Annotated in this window: 18 protein-coding genes; 8 read left to right on the forward strand and 10 right to left on the reverse strand. The window is 50.7% G+C overall.

Features of this window, described 5'->3' with window-relative positions:
* Nucleotides 1-5 precede the first annotated feature (5 nt).
* From cmoB to KKH3_RS08425, 5 genes are all read right to left on the reverse strand, one after another.
* Nucleotides 6-992 carry a tRNA 5-methoxyuridine(34)/uridine 5-oxyacetic acid(34) synthase CmoB gene (cmoB, locus tag KKH3_RS08405; protein ID WP_039358071.1) on the reverse strand — a complete coding sequence of 329 codons (987 nt, stop codon included), beginning with the start codon at nt 990-992 and terminating at the stop codon, nt 6-8.
* Nucleotides 989-1,732, reverse strand: coding sequence for a carboxy-S-adenosyl-L-methionine synthase CmoA (gene cmoA, locus KKH3_RS08410; protein WP_010306764.1), 744 nt, complete (start codon nt 1,730-1,732; stop codon nt 989-991). The genes cmoB and cmoA overlap by 4 nt, the downstream gene beginning before the upstream one ends.
* 156 nt (nt 1,733-1,888) lie before the next feature.
* The gene (locus tag KKH3_RS08415) at nt 1,889-2,284 is read right to left on the reverse strand and encodes an MAPEG family protein (protein ID WP_014915147.1); all 396 of its coding nucleotides are present in this window, start codon (nt 2,282-2,284) and stop codon (nt 1,889-1,891) included.
* A 155-nt stretch (nt 2,285-2,439) separates the two neighbouring features.
* On the reverse strand, nt 2,440-3,252 hold the full coding sequence (locus KKH3_RS08420) for a DUF72 domain-containing protein (RefSeq protein ID WP_080756525.1): 813 nt from the start codon (nt 3,250-3,252) through the stop codon (nt 2,440-2,442).
* A 90-nt stretch (nt 3,253-3,342) separates the two neighbouring features.
* On the reverse strand, nt 3,343-4,563 hold the full coding sequence (locus KKH3_RS08425) for an EAL and HDOD domain-containing protein (protein WP_039358077.1): 1,221 nt from the start codon (nt 4,561-4,563) through the stop codon (nt 3,343-3,345).
* Nucleotides 4,564-5,020: 457 nt separating this feature from the next.
* Here KKH3_RS08425 and aspS point away from each other — a divergent pair, with 457 nt between their 5' ends.
* From aspS to ruvB, 6 genes are all read left to right on the forward strand, one after another.
* Complete coding sequence (aspS, locus tag KKH3_RS08430; protein WP_039358081.1) at nt 5,021-6,817, forward strand: aspartate--tRNA ligase; 1,797 nt, start codon at nt 5,021-5,023, stop codon at nt 6,815-6,817.
* 1 nt (nt 6,818) lies between these two features.
* Complete coding sequence (gene nudB / locus KKH3_RS08435) at nt 6,819-7,262, forward strand: dihydroneopterin triphosphate diphosphatase (protein WP_010275904.1); 444 nt, start codon at nt 6,819-6,821, stop codon at nt 7,260-7,262.
* A gap of 23 nt (nt 7,263-7,285) precedes the next feature.
* Nucleotides 7,286-8,029: a YebC/PmpR family DNA-binding transcriptional regulator gene (locus tag KKH3_RS08440; protein ID WP_010275900.1), complete on the forward strand. Its 744-nt coding sequence runs from the start codon at nt 7,286-7,288 to the stop codon at nt 8,027-8,029.
* 89 nt (nt 8,030-8,118) lie between these two features.
* Nucleotides 8,119-8,640, forward strand: a complete 522-nt coding sequence (gene ruvC / locus KKH3_RS08445; RefSeq protein ID WP_039358083.1) for a crossover junction endodeoxyribonuclease RuvC — start codon at nt 8,119-8,121, stop codon at nt 8,638-8,640.
* Between the two features lie 91 nt (nt 8,641-8,731).
* Nucleotides 8,732-9,349 carry a Holliday junction branch migration protein RuvA gene (gene ruvA, locus KKH3_RS08450; RefSeq protein ID WP_039358085.1) on the forward strand — a complete coding sequence of 206 codons (618 nt, stop codon included), beginning with the start codon at nt 8,732-8,734 and terminating at the stop codon, nt 9,347-9,349.
* A 7-nt stretch (nt 9,350-9,356) separates the two neighbouring features.
* A complete protein-coding gene (gene ruvB / locus KKH3_RS08455; RefSeq protein ID WP_039358088.1) occupies nt 9,357-10,361 on the forward strand; it encodes a Holliday junction branch migration DNA helicase RuvB in 1,005 nt (334 codons plus the stop codon).
* Between the two features lie 71 nt (nt 10,362-10,432).
* Here ruvB and KKH3_RS08460 read toward each other — a convergent pair whose 3' ends face one another.
* The 3 genes from KKH3_RS08460 to KKH3_RS08470 form a co-directional block, all read right to left on the reverse strand.
* Entirely contained in the window at nt 10,433-11,812 is a 1,380-nt protein-coding gene (locus tag KKH3_RS08460) for a carbohydrate porin (RefSeq protein WP_039358091.1), read from the reverse strand.
* A 169-nt stretch (nt 11,813-11,981) separates the two neighbouring features.
* Nucleotides 11,982-12,284 carry a PTS lactose/cellobiose transporter subunit IIA gene (locus KKH3_RS08465; RefSeq protein ID WP_039362288.1) on the reverse strand — a complete coding sequence of 101 codons (303 nt, stop codon included), beginning with the start codon at nt 12,282-12,284 and terminating at the stop codon, nt 11,982-11,984.
* Between the two features lie 166 nt (nt 12,285-12,450).
* On the reverse strand, nt 12,451-13,779 hold the full coding sequence (locus tag KKH3_RS08470) for a PTS sugar transporter subunit IIC (protein WP_039358094.1): 1,329 nt from the start codon (nt 13,777-13,779) through the stop codon (nt 12,451-12,453).
* Between the two features lie 460 nt (nt 13,780-14,239).
* Here KKH3_RS08470 and KKH3_RS08475 point away from each other — a divergent pair, with 460 nt between their 5' ends.
* Nucleotides 14,240-15,199 carry a LacI family DNA-binding transcriptional regulator gene (locus KKH3_RS08475; RefSeq protein WP_039358097.1) on the forward strand — a complete coding sequence of 320 codons (960 nt, stop codon included), beginning with the start codon at nt 14,240-14,242 and terminating at the stop codon, nt 15,197-15,199.
* A 94-nt stretch (nt 15,200-15,293) separates the two neighbouring features.
* Here the strand turns inward: KKH3_RS08475 and znuB are convergent, their stop codons facing one another.
* On the reverse strand, nt 15,294-16,079 hold the full coding sequence (gene znuB / locus KKH3_RS08480) for a zinc ABC transporter permease subunit ZnuB (protein WP_039358099.1): 786 nt from the start codon (nt 16,077-16,079) through the stop codon (nt 15,294-15,296).
* Nucleotides 16,076-16,834, reverse strand: coding sequence for a zinc ABC transporter ATP-binding protein ZnuC (znuC, locus tag KKH3_RS08485; RefSeq protein WP_039358101.1), 759 nt, complete (start codon nt 16,832-16,834; stop codon nt 16,076-16,078). The genes znuB and znuC overlap by 4 nt, the downstream gene beginning before the upstream one ends.
* Nucleotides 16,835-16,910: 76 nt before the next feature.
* Between znuC and znuA the strand changes: the two genes are divergently transcribed.
* Nucleotides 16,911-17,912 carry a zinc ABC transporter substrate-binding protein ZnuA gene (gene znuA, locus KKH3_RS08490; protein ID WP_039358103.1) on the forward strand — a complete coding sequence of 334 codons (1,002 nt, stop codon included), beginning with the start codon at nt 16,911-16,913 and terminating at the stop codon, nt 17,910-17,912.
* Nucleotides 17,913-17,920: the final 8 nt, after the last annotated feature.

Here is a 17,920-nt window from a genome sequence, read left to right on the forward strand (position 1 = left end):
GTAATTTAGCGTTGGTAGATGCCGGGTTTGCGGGCAACGAGTACGGCACGTACTGGTGCGGGGTAGCCTTCCACCGTTTTCGTTGGATCCTCAGGGTCGAGGAACTCGGCCAGCGACTCTGTAATCATCCAGTCTGTCCGGCGCTGTTCCTGCGTTGTCGTGGTGCAGATATCGACGACGCGGACATCAACAAACCCGCATTTCTCAAGCCATGTGGTCAAGGCCGCGGCAGAAGGGATGAAATACACATTACGCATTTGTGCGTAGCGTTCTCCCGGTACTAGTACCTGATTTTCATCGCCTTCAATGACCAGTGTTTCCAGCACCAGTTCGCCACCCTCCACCAGCTGATTTTTCAACTGCCACAGGTGATCGAGCGGGGAGCGACGGTGGTATAGCACGCCCATAGAAAACACAGTGTCAAACGCAGCAAGTTCGGGTAGTTGTTCAATACCGAGCGGCAGAACGTGCGCACGCTGATCGTCGCCAAGTAGCTTACGCACGGCTTCAAACTGGCATAAGAACAGCTGCATGGGATCGATACCCACTGCCATCGTCGCGCCTTCACCCACCATCCGCCACAGGTGGTAGCCACTTCCGCAGCCTACATCCAGAATCAGGCGATTCTTCAGCGGGCTGATATGCGGGAGAACACGCTGCCATTTCCAGTCAGAACGCCATTCTGTGTTGATATCCACGCCGTAAAGCGAAAAAGGGCCTTTACGCCAGGGCATCAGGTTACGCAGCAACTTTTCAATGCCTTCACGCTGGCCGACGGAAATATCGGGTTCCATGCGCGCCGTGACGCTGTCGTTCAAATCCAGGGCGGTTGGCGTTAACGACGGGAGGTGTTCCAGTGAGTTAAACCAGAGTTTGAACTTACCGTGCAACGATTCCTGCTGCCAACTGCTGAGCTGTGAAGGCAACGTGTTAAGCCAGTGGCTGAGCGGACCTTTTGCGATTTGCTGGTAAAAATTGCCGAAATCGATCACGCCTTTTCCTCTGCTTTCACGGCTAATAACGAGCCAAAATTAAAACACTGAAACCAAATCTCGCTGTGCTCAAAACCGGCATCTGCCAGTCGAGCCTTATGGGTTTCTACTGAGTCGGTCAGCATGACGTTTTCCAGCATACTGCGCTTCTGACTGATTTCTAACTCGCTGTAGCCATTTGCCCGCTTGAAATCGAGATGCATGTTGAACAGCAATTCACCGACATCTTTGTCCGCGAAATTGAATTTCTCAGAGAGCACCAGCACGCCGCCGGGATTGAGTCCTTGGTAAATACGCTTGATGAGCACCTGACGCTGGGAAGGTTCCAGAAACTGAAGGGTAAAGTTCAGCACCACCATCGACGCATTTTCGATATCAATGTTCAGGATATCGGCTTCTATAATCTCGACGGGCGTATCGGAACGGAAAGCGTCAATGTGGCTACGGCAGCGTTTCACCATTGCCGGAGAATTGTCTACCGCGATAATTTTGCAGTCTGGGACATGAATATTACGTCGCATAGACAACGTGGCCGCACCCAGCGAGCATCCTAGATCGTAAACGTGGCTATCCGGGCGGACGAAGCGTTCTGCCAGCATGCCAATCATCGAAATGATGTTGGAATAGCCGGGCACAGAACGTTGGATCATATCGGGGAACACGTCGGCAACGCGTTCGTCGAATGTCCAGTCGCCTAAGTTGGCAATTGGCACAGAAAAAAGCATATCGCGGTTTGGCATGGCAGAAAGTGTACTGAGAGTAATAAAGAGGCGCGCATTCTAGCAGAATACACCGTGGTCTTCACCTTCCACAGGCTGTGGACGCGGTTTTTGATTCCCGGACGCATCAATATCCGTGTGCCCGGGAGTGAATGGCCTCGTTCTTGTTTCACGCCATCAATACAGCGTGAAAACCAGATCCCAGGGGAGATAATAGAGGTTTGCGGCAATCATCAGGATGAGCGAGGCATAGGTTGCCGCCATACCTGAACGGCGCCAGCGGAATTCGCGATGCCGAAGGCCGTAGTAGTGAACTAAACGTCCAGTGATCAATAAAATACCGCAGAAGTGGATCATGATGATTAGGGCGCCGTTCATTTCCATCAGCACCAGCAGAATCGCCGCAATTGGAATGTATTCTACCGCATTGCCATGTACCCGGATCGCCGTTTGCAATTCATAAAATCCGCCGTCGCCATAAGCCACGCGATACTGCATTCTGAGTTTCACAACATCAATAGACAGCTTTATCAACAAGATTGCGCCAAGCACGATATAGAGCGCACTTACCATGTTTTACTCCGTAACCTAACCGAAAACGGCTTGCAGAATGATAGCTTTACCTAACGCAACTGTCGCCTGTAAAGGCGGATTTTTTTAGCGGAAATAGATTGCGTTGCAAAATTCTTTATAACCAAATGGGCTAACACATGGCTGTAGAGGATGGTTCAAAAGAGCGTCGCCTGCTGTGGCCAATCAGGTTGCGGCGGCAAGGTCGAGTCGATCTCAGCGAGCAAGGGCCAAAGCTGCTGCGCCAGCGGTGGGGCATCACCGATATCCGGCGTGTGAATAAAGAAGAAGGGATTTGCCTCGCGCCACTGCGGCAATTTGTTACGCCATGACTCGAACCAGCGAAGATTTTCTTCCAGCGTTTCACTGCCGATAAAACGAATCAGCGGCTGTGTGGCCGTCAGCACCGCGTGTACCGGCACACGAGGCTTCTTCCGCTGGGCCTCACGCATGGCGGCGCTCTCTGGTGCGGCGTGGTGAACCGGACGGCTATCGAGGATCACGCGGTTAATACCACGCTGCTGTAGCCCCTGATTCAACGCGCGTTCTTCATCACCCTTAGCAAAAAATAGCGGGTGGCGTACTTCTACACCGTAGCTAAACCCTCGCGGCAAGGTATCAAGAAAGCGCCACAAAACGGGCAACTGCGCGGGGCTGAAGGTGGCAGGGAGTTGCAGCCACAATTGTCCGATACGGTGTGCAATGGGTTCAAAGCATTGATAAAAAAGCCCGACATCGCTATCACAGTTCTGCAAGGCGGCTTTATGACTGATCGTTGAGGGAAACTTGAAGCAAAAGCGGAAGTTATCATGTGTCATATCACGCCAGCGTTCCACAACCTCGCGTGAAGGCAACGCATAAAAGGTCGTATTACCTTCAACACAGGTAAAATAGCGGCTGTAGTCGGCAAGATCGTTTAACCCCAACCGACTCCAGGCGGAATGCTGCCATTGCGGTAATCCGATGTACATCATCGCACCATCACGTCATTAAACCTCAATAGGATGGTGCAGATTATCGCGTAATTGTCAGCGCTGTGCGAGTGAACAAAGAGATCTCGTTTATAAAATCTCATCTGCCCACTGTGTTGCTTCCATGATCATGCTAAAGAAATTTTTCTCATCAATACCTAATTGGATTAACAGTTGCTCAAGTTCTTCCCATTCTTGCTGTTCGTATTTAGAGATTAACGTCAAATACACTGCAAGCTCGCCGGTATGATCCAATAAGCTCTGGTTGATTTTTTCCGATAGGGCGATTTGTGATAGCAGCAGCGGCATCGGGGAATCTAATACGGCATCAAGCAGCGACAATAATCCGCAGAGAAACGCCTCGGTGGTATCGTCCTTTAGGTTGAAGGAGGCATGCAATAACTCGAAGAACCTGGCGCGAATTAAGCTGGTGCGATAAAGCTCGCTGGGTTTATTTTCATTACTGTTGGTAATGCTAATTAAGGATACGAAACGTTTAAGCTCTCGCTGTCCAAGCAGCATCGCCATGGCGCGGAAAGACATCGAGGTTGTGGTGATACCAAAGCGAGTGTTGTATTTGATATTGGTGATGTGGCGCATCAATTTATAATAAAGCGACAGATCGGCACAGACCAATTCTTCGATCGTGGCATAGTTGATCTCAGGTTTATTGACCTCTCTTAGTAGCCTGACGGTATTGCTGGAGTTATTGACCAATTTTTTCGATTTGATCATTTCAGGTCGGCTGAAAAAATATCCCTGAAACAGTGAGATACCCAGCTTTTTACTTTGCAAGTATTGTTCATGCGTCTCTACTTTTTCAGCCAGATAGATTAATTTGCGCTGTGTGGTTCGTTTGATGAAGTTTTCAATGTCACCAAAGGTCGACAGGGTTAAATCGAATTTGATGATATCAATGTAAGGCAAAAATCGATCCCACTCTGAATCCATCGAAAAGTCATCCAGTGCAATTCTGAAGCCCTTTCTTTTTAGCTTTTTTACGGCAGCAAAGAGATCGTTGTTGGGGATCGAATTTTCAAGAATCTCAATAACGACTTTTTCCTGTGGCAATACTTCAGCTTGACCATTGATCAGCATCTGATGGGGGAAATTAATATAGTAAGGCTGTTCTTCAACCACAGATTTTGTCAGTGGATTGGTTAAGAACTGATCGGAGATAAGCTGTGCGGTTGCAAATTCAGGGCTGACGTCAGGAAATCTATTGGTGACGTCCATGCGAAAAAGTAACTCATAAGCAACGGTTTGGAGGTGTTGATTTAAAATGGGTTGACGGGCAACAAATGAATACATAGTTGTTCTCCATGTAAACCATACGCATTTGCCAGCAATAGGAACGCGCTTTTTATTAAAATTTTTATAAAAATAAGCAGTTACTTGGTAATTTTAGCAGGTTTTATTAAAAGGGAAGCTGGGGTCCACAAATCCTCACGCGATGTGTGTCGGTAAGTTCTGCCTCTTTGGACTGATGAGTGGGGTTTCCTCAGGCGTTCAGTTTTGCAACAACTCTATGCGGATTAGTGAACATTCCGTTAACCGAAACGGAAATTTCGTAAAAAGAGTAGGCGACAGCGTCGCAGAGCGTTACCTTCATGCTTATCGTTCGGGCGAATATCCTTTATAATAGCCGCCTTTTTTCATCGGACAGTAACCCAGAAAAACCATGCCGTGCAGCGAAAATGCCACTGTTTTTGCACTGTGATCTACCGTGTGAACGTGTGAGCTGGCGGGTGAGTAAAAGGACATCGTGATGCGTACTAATTATTGCGGGCAGTTGAATTCGTCCCATGTGGGCCAGGAAGTGACATTGTGCGGTTGGGTTAACCGCCGCCGCGATCTGGGTGGTTTGATTTTTATTGATATGCGTGACCGCGAAGGACTGGTTCAGGTGTTTTTTGACCCGGATCGTCAGGACGCATTTAAACTGGCATCCGAGTTGCGTAACGAATTCTGCATTCAACTTACCGGTGTCGTGCGCGCCCGTCCAGAAAGCCAAATCAACAAAGAGATGGCGACGGGCGAAGTCGAGATTTTTGCCAACGCACTGACGATCGTTAACCGTTCTGAAGCGCTGCCGTTGGACTCCAACCAAACCAATACCGAAGAAGCGCGTCTCAAATTCCGCTATCTGGATTTGCGCCGTCCTGAAATGGCGCAGCGCCTGAAAACGCGTGCGCGTATCACCAGTTTTGTGCGTCGTTTTATGGACGACCATGGCTTCCTGGACATCGAAACCCCGATGTTGACGAAAGCGACGCCGGAAGGCGCGCGTGACTATCTGGTGCCGAGCCGCGTACATAAAGGCAAATTTTATGCGCTGCCGCAGTCCCCACAGCTGTTCAAACAGCTGCTGATGATGTCCGGTTTTGATCGCTACTATCAGGTAGTCAAATGCTTCCGTGACGAAGACCTACGTGCTGACAGACAGCCAGAATTTACCCAGATCGATGTGGAAACCTCTTTCATGACCGCGCCACAGGTGCGTGAGGTGATGGAGAAGTTGGTGCGTGAACTGTGGCAGGACGTGAAAGGCGTCGATCTGGGCGATTTCCCGATCATGACGTTTGCAGAAGCCATGCGCCGTTTCGGTTCCGACAAACCCGATTTGCGTAACCCGCTGGAACTGGTCGACGTTGCCGATCTGGTTAAAGACATCGAGTTCAAAGTCTTCTCTGGTCCGGCAAATGATGCCAAAGGCCGCGTTGCCGCTATTCGCGTACCGGGCGGCGCACAGCTGAGCCGTAAGCAGATTGATGAATACGGCAAGTTCATTGAAATCTACGGTGCGAAAGGGCTGGCTTACATCAAGGTCAACGAGCGTTCCAAGGGTTTGGAAGGCGTTCAAAGCCCGGTAGCAAAATTCCTGAGTGAAGACGTTCTGTCTGCCGTGTTGGAGCGTACTGTGGCACAAGATGGCGACATCCTGTTCTTTGGTGCGGACAGCGCGAAAGTGGTGACCGATGCGCTGGGCGCGCTGCGTCTCAAGCTGGGTCGCGATCTGAGCCTGACGAAAGACAACAGCTGGGAACCGCTGTGGGTCGTCGATTTCCCAATGTTTGAAGAAGATGGCGAAGGTGGTCTTGCTGCGATGCACCATCCGTTTACTGCGCCGCGCGACATGCTGCCTGCTGAATTGGCGGCTAACCCGGTTTCGGCGATCGCCAACGCCTATGACATGGTCATTAACGGTTATGAAGTGGGCGGCGGTTCCGTGCGTATTCATAGCGGTGAGATGCAGCAAACCGTGTTCAGCATTCTGGGCATTGCCGAACAAGAACAGCGTGAAAAATTTGGCTTCCTGCTGGACGCACTGAAATATGGTACGCCGCCGCACGCGGGTCTGGCGTTTGGCCTTGACCGTCTGGTGATGTTGCTGACGGGCACCGATAACATTCGTGACGTTATCGCTTTCCCGAAAACGACGGCAGCAGCGTGTCTGATGACGGAAGCGCCAAGTTTCGCCAACCCGGCCTCGCTGGAAGAGCTTGCCATTGCGGTTGTTGTGAAAGGGAAAGCAGCTCAGGATGGAAAATCCGAGAACGAATAAGATGGTATACAAGCGACCCGTTTCGGTTCTGGTGGTGATCTATGCCCGTGATACCGGGCGGGTGCTGATGTTGCAGCGGCGTGACGATCCTGAATTCTGGCAGTCGGTAACGGGCAGTATAGAAGAAGGGGAAAGCGCGCCGTATGCCGCACAGCGTGAAGTCAAAGAAGAAGTTAACATTGATATTTCCGCGGAAGCGTTATCACTCTTTGACTGTCAGCGCTGTATTGAGTTTGAGCTATTTGCTCATTTGAGACGTCGCTATGCGCCGGGGGTCACGCACAATACCGAACACTGGTTTTGTCTGGCGTTACCTGCTGAGCGCGAGGTGCAATTATCCGAGCATCTTGCTTACCAGTGGCTGGATGTGCCCCATGCGGCGCAGTTGACCAAGTCCTGGAGCAACCGGCAGGCGATTGAGGAATTTGTTATTTATCCGGCCTGAACAGGCTTTTTTCGGAGATTTTTATGGCAGGTCATAGTAAGTGGGCTAACACAAAGCATCGTAAAGCAGCACAGGACGCCAAGCGCGGTAAAATCTTTACCAAGATTATCCGCGAACTGGTCACCGCAGCCCGTCTGGGCGGTGGCGATCCGGGGTCTAACCCACGTCTGCGCGCCGCGATCGATAAAGCACTGTCCAACAACATGACGCGCGATACGCTGAACCGCGCGATTGCCCGTGGCGTCGGCGGTGATGATGATGCCAACATGGAAACCATCATTTATGAAGGCTACGGCCCTGGCGGTACCGCTGTCATGGTGGAATGCCTGAGTGATAACCGTAATCGTACTGTTTCCGAAGTGCGTCACGCGTTTACGAAAACTGGCGGCAACCTGGGTACCGATGGCTCCGTTTCATACCTCTTCACCAAGAAAGGCGTCATTTCTTATGCGCCGGGTCTGGATGAAGATGCGGTGATGGATGCTGCGTTGGAAGCCGGTGCCGATGACGTTGTGACGTATGACGACGGTGCGATTGACGTCTTCACGCCGTGGGAAACGTTCGGTGATGTGAAAGATGCGTTGGATGCGGCAGGCCTGAAAGCAGAATCTGCGGAAGTGTCGATGATTCCGTCTACCAAAGCGGATATGGATGCAGAAACGGCACCGAAATTGATGCGTCTGATCGACATGCTGGAAGACTGTGACGATGTGCAGGAGGTTTACCACAACGGTGAGATCTCCGATGAGGTGGCTGAACTGCTGTAATGGCAGATCGATAATGCAAAGTAGAAACAGCTATCCACACGGGCGGAGCGGTACGATGACAGTCGTAGCACCATGGTAATCGTAGCACTATGACAATAATAGTAGGCATCGACCCCGGCTCGCGCGTGACGGGCTACGGCATCATCCGCCAGCAGGGGCGTCATCTGACGTACCTCGGTAGCGGCTGTATCCGTACTGTAGTGGATGATATGCCCACGCGCCTGAAGCTGATTTATGCTGGCGTCAGTGAAATCATTACGCAATTTCGTCCAGACTGTATGGCGATTGAGCAGGTTTTCATGGCGAAAAACCCGGACTCAGCCTTGAAGCTGGGGCAGGCGCGGGGTGTAGCTATTGTTGCCGGAGTGAATCAGGATCTGCCCGTGTTTGAATATGCGGCGCGGCTGGTGAAACAAACGGTGGTAGGAACGGGCGCGGCGGATAAAAAGCAGGTGCAGCATATGGTTCGCTCACTGCTGAAACTGTCAGCCAGCCCGCAGGCGGATGCTGCCGACGCATTGGCGATTGCCATTACGCACTGCCACTTTAACCAAAGCCTGCTGCGAACAACGGCGGTGAAAGTGAACCCGCTGGCAGGAAGACTGCGCTGAAACAGGAGGCTGGATATTCATCCAGCCTTTTTTATGTTATATACTCGTCATACTTCAAGCCATTCATTCCCTATGTAAAAGGAAGCGCAACGTGATAGGTCGTCTCAGAGGCATTATTCTGGAAAAACAGCCGCCGCAGGTGCTGATAGAAGCTAATGGCGTGGGTTACGAAGTCCATATGCCGATGACGTGCTTTTACGAACTTCCTGAACTCAATCAGGAAGCGATCATTTTTACCCAGTTTGTTGTCCGCGAAGATGCACAACTGCTGTTCGGTTTTAATGATAAGCAAGAGAGGGCGCTGTTCCGTGAGCTGATCAAAGTGAATGGCGTTGGGCCGAAACTGGCGCTGGCGATTCTCTCTGGGATGTCCGCGACGCAATTTGTCAGCGCCGTTGAGCGAGAAGAAATCGGAGCATTGGTTAAACTCCCTGGCGTAGGTAAGAAAACGGCGGAAAGGCTGGTTGTTGAAATGAAAGATCGCTTTAAGGGCTTGAGCGGCGATCTGTTCAATCCGGTCAGTGATATCCCGTTGGCATCGCCTGCTACGGCAGACAGTCGTGCTGGCGATCCCGAAGCAGAAGCCGCTGCGGCGCTGGTTGCGCTGGGTTATAAACCGCAAGAAGCCAGCCGTATGATCGCCAAAGTTGCGCGTCCTGATGCTGACTGTGAAACCCTGATCAGGGATGCATTGCGCGCGGCGCTGTGAGGTATTCATGATAGAAGCCGATCGTTTGATTTCTGCTGACGCTGTTCCCGAAGAAGAGTTTCTTGACCGTGCGATGAGACCGAAGCTGCTGAGCGAATATGTAGGGCAGCCACAGGTACGTGAGCAGATGGAGATTTTTATTCAGGCCGCCCGTAAACGTGGGGATGCGCTGGATCACCTGCTTATTTTTGGTCCTCCCGGTCTGGGTAAAACGACGCTGGCGAATATTGTTGCTAACGAGATGGGCGTGAATATGCGCACGACCTCGGGTCCTGTGCTGGAAAAAGCCGGCGACCTCGCGGCACTGCTAACCAACCTCGAACCGCATGATGTGCTGTTCATCGATGAAATTCATCGTCTGTCGCCCGTTGTGGAAGAAGTGTTGTATCCGGCGATGGAAGATTATCAGTTGGATATCATGATCGGTGAAGGGCCTGCTGCCCGTTCGATCAAACTCGATTTGCCCCCTTTTACGCTGATTGGTGCAACGACGCGAGCAGGTTCATTAACCTCACCGTTGCGCGATCGTTTTGGCATCGTGCAGCGTCTGGAATTTTATAATGTCGCCGATTTGCAGTATATCGTTGGCCGCAGTGCACAGTGTCTGGGGCTGGATCTGACGTCTGATGGTGCACTTGAAGTGGCGCGTCGCTCGCGGGGGACACCACGTATTGCCAACCGATTATTACGGCGGGTACGTGATTTCTCCGAAGTTAAGTCAGAAGGGGCGATTACTGGCACTGTGGCGACGCAGGCGCTGGATATGCTGGCGGTGGATACCGAAGGTTTTGACTACATGGACCGTAAGCTGCTGTTGGCAATTATCGATAAATTCATGGGCGGCCCGGTCGGTCTGGACAATTTAGCCGCTGCGATTGGCGAAGAGCGCGAAACGATTGAAGACGTGCTGGAGCCGTTTCTGATTCAGCAAGGGTTCATTCAGCGTACGCCGCGCGGTCGCATGGCGACGCAGCATGCCTATCGGCACTTTGGCTTAACGCGAGAAGAGTAGTGCCATCAGCGCACGTTTTCCTACAGTGTTTATATTCAGGGAGACCACGCGGTCTCCCTACGTTTATGTGATTAGAACCAGGCCTCCCACATTGCCCCAACGTTGAACGAATCGAGCTGCGTGTTGACGCCAGTCGCTGTCCGCGCGGTGTGTTGGTTATCGACTTCGCCGCCGGTGACGTAGAAGCGCAGCATTGGTCTGAACTCCGGCCCCATAGCGATCGAGACATTCTGGGACAGTGTCAGCTTCCACCCTTTGTTATCACCCCCCTGACCGTAATCTACATGTTGATAGCCTGCTTCAAGCCAGGTGGAATGCACATCATTCCAGAAATACATCGGGCGAACGATGGCATTGTAGTTACGACGATCGTCCTGACTGGCTGAATCATTCGAGTAGTCATGGTAGGCCAGGAGGTATTCGACCTGTGTTTGCGGTGTGAATGTGTATTTACCTTCAAAGCTGGCATAGAAGGTTTTCAGGTTATTCGTTTTGTTGTAAACGCTATTATCCGCATTGTCCGAATAGCGAGTGATAAACTGATTGAGGCTGTTCTTTCCCGTGTGGCTCAGAACCGCACCACCTTGCCAGGCTTTCAGACGCGCATCGCTATCTACCGCTTTCGAGTCAAACCCGTAGTTGGCGTACAGTGCAAGATCCAACGGCCCCAGCTTGATGCCGTGCACTTTGGATGTCAGTGCGTAATTGCCTTTATCGCCCGTACCGGAACTGCCGGTACAGCTGATGCGTGAGGGATTCGAATTATCGTCTATCACTTCAGGGTTACAAGATTCTACGGCACCGACGGCCGCCACATCGAATTGAATACCGCCAAGATCAACATTCTTTATTCCCGCGCCCTGGCCGTCATGGTTCATCCAGAAGTAGTCGTTAATACCTTGCTGTGGGCGCTGATGGAAATCACGTCCGGCCCAGAGATAGGCGTTTGGCTGAGAAGCGAAAAGGTTGGTGACGCCTGCGTAGGCTTTTTTCAGGTTAACCTCATCGCCCCAGTGGTCAATCATCACGACGACATCCCAAATTGCGCCGTTGTCACTCTTGAAAGCTTTGGAAAGCTGGAATTCACCGCCATTGCCTTCGTTGCCCAAACGGCCCAGTGCGGAGGCACCGTTATAGGAGCCGTCAACCGCGACATATTTCTGGTCACCGCTTTGGAATTGCGCACCGTAACGCGCATAGCCAGTGAAGTTGATGCCATAAGGTATCGCCATGTCAGGCGTCTTAGGGGCGTCCGGCGTGGTCAGCGGATCGACCTGTTTACTGGCAATGACGTCTAATTTAGCCTGACGCTCTGCCAGTGCTTTTTCTACGGCCTGAGCAACGATACGATCTAATTGCTCCTGAGTAATGGTTTCTTGTGCGAATGCGGAACCGGAGCAAAGCGCAGCCAGCACCGCCAGCGTAACGGGCAGTTTTTTAGAATTTGTCATAGTCATCTCAATTCGGTACGTTATTTTCAGACAATAACCATCTCGCTCTGATTGACGTGAATAATGACACGATGCTCAGAACAAGGTGATTGTTATTTTTTAAATGGGTACGGCGTAATTAAATAACTGACGTAATCGACCCTCCCTATAAGGGTATTAAAATGAACTATTACCTCTGGTAAAGATGAATGATTTCTTCTGATAATTCGCGAGCGAGCAGTGATGTCATTAAATGGTCTTGGGCATGCACCATAATTAATGTCATCGGCTGTCTGGCCTCTCCCGCATCCTGTTCGATCAGTTGAGTCTGCATATGGTGGGCTTTACGCGCATAACCATCGGCTTCCTTCAACAGATTTTTGGCGTCATCAATGTTACCTTTTCGCGCAGCCTGTAGCGCTTCAAAACACAGACTGCGCGATTGTCCCGCATTGACGATAATTTCCATTACTGCATCTTCTAATGTAATCATCATATGGCCTATTTTTATGTGAACGACTCTTCGCAGCATGTATTTTCTATGCCGCGTTTTTGAATGTCGTCTAGGTCGGGAAGTGCGAATAATAAAAACACTCCGACCCTGAACGATTTATTTGCTTTCTTCTATTTAATATCTGTCGTTGTTCTTATTAACCTCATTAATTACTGCTGGCTGTTTTCGGCAATGACAGATCGCCCTGTATTTTTTGCTCCTCACTTTTTATTAATGTGCGTTCATAAGCACGCAGGAACGGCAAATACATCAGCGCGGAAAACATCATGCAGAGCAGGCACATGATTAACGGGCTGAAACTCCAGTTTGCGGCCCACGATGCACCAATGGGGGCCGGTGTTGTCCACGGCGTTAACGACACCACCTGTGCCAGCCATCCCATCTTGGTGGCGGTGTAAGCCAGCACGGCGTTAACCATCGGTACAAGGACAAAAGGGAGGAACAGCATCGGGTTCATAATGATGGGAGCACCGAACATGATCGGCTCGTTGATGTTAAAGAAACTGGGTACGATGCCCATTCTGCCGATGGTTCGCAAGTGCGTGACCTTGCTGCGTAACAGCAGAAAGGCCAGCGGTAGCGTCGAACCGACGCCGCCAATCAACAGATAGTGATCCCAAAAGCCCTGTAGATAGATATGTGGCAAGACGTCGCCCGCTGCCAGCGCGGCCTGATTTACGGCTAGATTGGTCATCCAGAATGGATTCATGATACCCGTGACAATTAGCGAGCCGTGGATCCCTGAAAACCAGAAAAGTTGGCACAGAAGCACAGACAGAAGAATGGCGGGCAGCGAGTCTGAGGCGGAAACCAGCGGTGCCAGCAGGTGCATAATCGCTTCGGGAATGATCATGCCCGTTTGCGCTTCAATGAAGAGGTTGAGCGGATGCAGCGTCGCGACAATCACCAACACGGGGATGAGGATTTCAAACGAGCGAGCGACCCCAGTCGGCACTTCTTTCGGTAAGCGAATGGCAATGTTGTGCTGTTTCAGCGCCGCATAAACTTGGGTGGCGTAGATGGAGGTCAGCAAGGCGGTGAAGATTCCTTGTCCTGACAGATATTCGGTGGAAATTTTGTCATCGGCGTAAGGTGCGGCAACAAGCAGAAAAGCCATAAACGCCAGCAGACCCGACATCACGGAATCGAGATTAAGCTGTCTTCCCAGACTGGCACCCACGCCCACGGAAATGAAAAATGTCATCAAGCCCATGCTGAGCTCGAAAGGCAGCATCAACTGCTCGCGGTAGGTAATAGAAAAATCCAGCCAGGTTCGGGCAAATCTGATGGTCGTATCGGCAGAAAACGGAGGGAAAATAAACACCAGCATAAACGAACCGATGATCATAAAAGGTAACGCGGCGGTAAACCCATCGCGGATAGCGATCACATATTTTTGCTGCCCCAAACGCCCTGCAAACGGGGTAATCGATTGTTCGATAGCGGCAATCATGGATTGATATAAGGAACGCATGTGAACACCTTTTTCGTGTGTCGCCGTAGCAGTGACAGCTCGTCATCCAGTATGTTATCGCCACGATTTTCGCCGTAACTCGTTGTATATAAATACATTACGGAAATGTCGCGTGTGGCGGCCAGTGATTAATGTGAGCCTATGCCTGTTATTTTTCTTCCGCTGCGGACCGCATTTTCCGCCAAGCAGAATGTAAAAACTTATTGCTAAGATGATTGGATATCATATGGAAACCGTTTTCCATGCAAAGAAAAGAGAAGTGTGATGACCGTCAATATGTGATGATTTATGACGGTGTTAATTAGATTTACATCACATCTTATTGGCAGAAATACGCAATGGATGTTAAACGGATAATCGGTTTCCATGCTAGATGGAAACGGTTATACTGCGAAGCAGCGCAATGCGCGGTTGGTATTTAGGGTTTTGAGTCGGATTTAGCGTTTTCCAGGGGCAAATGATGTCTACAATCAACGATGTATCGCGTTTAGCTGGGGTGTCCAAAGCCACAGTCTCCCGGGTGTTGAGTGGTTCGCGCGGCGTAAAGGAAGCTAGCCGTCTTGCGGTGTTAAAAGCCGTTGATGAGCTTAAATATCGACCGAACGTCATCGCCCAGTCTCTGCTGAGTCAATCAACCGGATGTATTGGCGTCATTTGTGCTCAGGACAATATCAACCAGACGACTGGCTATCTTTATGCGCTGGAAAAACACTTTAGCCGACACCAAAAGCATCTCTTATTGCGGTTCGCCAGCAGCAGAGCAGAAGTGCTGAGTGTGCTTGATGAGCTTTCTAGCGGCCTGTGCGATGACATTTTAATTATCGGTGCGCGCTTTCCGCTGAATCTGCCCGATAAGGACGTCATTCTGATCGATTGTATGGAGGCTGATGCCACAAACAGTCTGCAATTTGATCACGCTTTCGCTACGGAAACGGCGTGTAATTACCTTATTCGGCAAGGAAGACGGCAAATTGCGCTGATCAACCCAGCCGCGAGCAGTTCAGCGGAACAGGTGCTTTTAGGGTATAAGCGTGCGCTGGAAAATAACTTCTTGCCGTTTAACCGCAACTTGATTTTTATGGATGCGTCTTCATCGTCATCGGTGGCGCTGCAAGTGCTGCTCAATAACAGCACGACGCTGAATTTCAATGCGCTTCTGGTGGCGGATGAGCTGGAAGCCAAACGTGTTATCACGCAGCTTCAGGCGTTTAATAAATCCGTGCCAAAAGACATCATGGTATTCAGTCTGGCAGGGTCTCTCGATATCCCGGGCATTCCTGCGATACCAGCCATTGAATATTCGATGGATGCGGTGGCGGCCAGAATTGTGTCGTGGCTCAATGAGAAAACACAGGATGTGCTGGGGTCGTATGTTTTGCGGGGGGATTTAATCATCCCAGATATGGCGAACCGGAAATAAACGCTATTCGTGCAGTCTTCAAAAGCCCTTCTGAATCATGTATTCGGAAGGGCTTTTTGCTATTGAGTTTTTGTACTATTGAGTGATTGATCGGCTAGACGGGTTGTCGCTTAATCAGGCTGACAATAAACAGCAGCGATGCGCACAGTACAACAGATGGCCCTGCGGGCGTATTGTAGCCCGCCGAGAACGCTAAACCGCCTGTTACGGCAATCATTCCAACAATAATCGCCATACCCGCCATTTGTTCCGGCGTCCGTGCGAAGCGTCTGGCACTGGCAGCAGGAATAATCAGTAGCGACGTAATGATCAGTGCACCCACAAATTTCATGGCGATACCAATCGTCAATGCGGTGGTCAGCATCAAGAGCAGCTTGGTGCGCTGTAGTTTTATGCCATCAACGTGCGCCAGCTCTGGGCTGATTGTCATAGAAAGGAGTGCGCGCCATTGCCAACACATAATGGCAATAACAACGATCACACCAGCAGCGATGATCCACAGATCCTCTGTCGTGACGGAGAGCAAATCACCAAACAGGTAAGCCATTAAGTCTACGCGCACATTATTCATCAAGCTGACGACAACCAATCCCAGCGACAGGGCGCTGTGTGCCATGATGCCGAGCAACGTATCGACGGCCAGATAGGGGCGTCGCTCCAGCCAGACGAGACCCAATGCCAGAATGAGCGTCACGGCAATAACGGCAGCAAACAGATTGATGTTCAGCAGCAGGCCGAAGGCAACGCCGAGTAAAGATGCATGCGCCAGCGTGTCACCGAAGTAAGACATCCGTCGCCAGACGACGAACGCACCAAGCGGGCCAGCCGCAATCGCCAGCAAAATCCCCGCCAGCCAGCCGGGAAACAGCAGTTCTATCATGCGTCGTTTCCACCTTGTCTTTTCAGAATGATACGTCCCTGTAGATCGTGACGATGATTATGATGATGGCGATAAATTGCCAGTTGTTCTGCGCCGCGGTGACCAAACATGGCTAAAAATTCGGGATGAAGCGAAACCACTTCAGGCGTGCCGGAGCAACAAACATGTTGGTTAAGACAAAGGACTTCATCGGTTTTGGCCATCACCAAATGCAAATCGTGCGATACCATCAGCACGCCGCAGTGGAATTCTTGCCGCAATTGGTTAATGAGGTCATACAGCGCCAGTTGCCCATTGACGTCGACACCCTGTGTCGGCTCATCCAGTACCAATAGTTGGGGCTGGTTAAGCAGCGCGCGTGCCAACAGCACGCGCTGGGTTTCGCCACCGGAGAGCTTTTGCATCGGCTGTTCCAGCAGGTGGGCGGCCTGAACCCGCTTAAGCGCCGGTAAAATATCCTGCTTTTTCACGCCGGGGCGCAGTTGCATAAAACGGTTGACGGTTAAGGGCAGGGTGGTATCCAAATGCAGCTTCTGCGGAACGTAGCCGATACGCAGAGTGGGATCCCGTACCAGCGAACCGGAGGTGGGGGTAAGTAGCCCCAATACCACGCGTACCAGCGTCGATTTCCCTGCGCCATTCGGTCCGAGCAGCGTCAGAATTCTGCCTGCCTGCAAGGTAAGAGAGATATCTGACAGCACCTTTCGGCTGCCAAATGTCACTGAAATAGTATTAAGTGATACCAATGTGGACATATAATTCGGTTTGCATAACCCATGTAACGTTATAATATAACAAACAACACAGCAAAAATCGATGGGATCGACTTTCATGCAGCAATCTATTCAGCAAAAAAAATGGTTAAAAAGTGTGTTTGTTGCCAGCGCACTACTCGCAAGCGGGATGTCAATCAGCGCGGCATCCGCTGCGGTCATTACATCAATTCGTCCTTTAGGATTCATTGCGTCGGCTATTGCCGATGGCGTGACGCCAACGGAGGTGTTGTTACCTGATGGCGCGTCGCCCCACGATTATGCCCTGCGCCCGTCTGATGTCCAGCGTTTACAGTCTGCTGAACTGGTGATTTGGGTTGGGCCGGAAATGGAAGCCTTTCTCGGGAAGCCGCTAGCGAAAGTTTCACCCGCAAAGCAGATTACACTTTCCGCGCTGCCCGCGATTAAATCTGAGCTGGAAAAAGAGGCCGGACACGATCATGAGGAGGGGCATGAACAGGCGCATGATGCCCATGAAGAAGGCCACGATCATAGCCATGCTGCCCATGATGACGACGACGATGGTCACCATCATGGCGAATATAATATGCACATTTGGCTGTCGCCGGAGATGACAAAACAGGCGGCAATTGCCATTCATGCAAAATTATTGGAACTTATGCCTCAGAATAAGGACAAACTAGACGCGAATCTGCTTTATTTCACGGATAAAATCGGGCAAGCAGATGAAAAAATTGTTAAGATGCTAGCGCCTGTGCAGGGTAAAGGCTATTTCGTGTTTCATGATGCCTATGGCTATTTTGAAAAACACTATGGATTAAGCCCCTTGGGTCACTTCACGGTTAACCCTGAAATCCAACCTGGAGCACAGCGTTTACATCAAATACGAACACAGTTGGTTGAGCACAAAGCCGTATGCGTTTTTGCTGAACCACAATTCAGGCCAGCCGTTATTAATGCTGTTGCCAAGGGAACCGACGTGCGCTCGGGTGTGCTCGATCCATTGGGAAGCAATATTGCACTGGGTAGAGATAGTTATGCCGATTTTTTATTGCAGCTATCGAACCAGTATGTGAGCTGTCTGGAGGAAAAATCATGAGGATACGA

Origin of the sequence: Pectobacterium actinidiae (assembly GCF_000803315.1) — a bacterium.
GTDB classification, from domain to species: Bacteria; Pseudomonadota; Gammaproteobacteria; order Enterobacterales; family Enterobacteriaceae; genus Pectobacterium; species Pectobacterium actinidiae.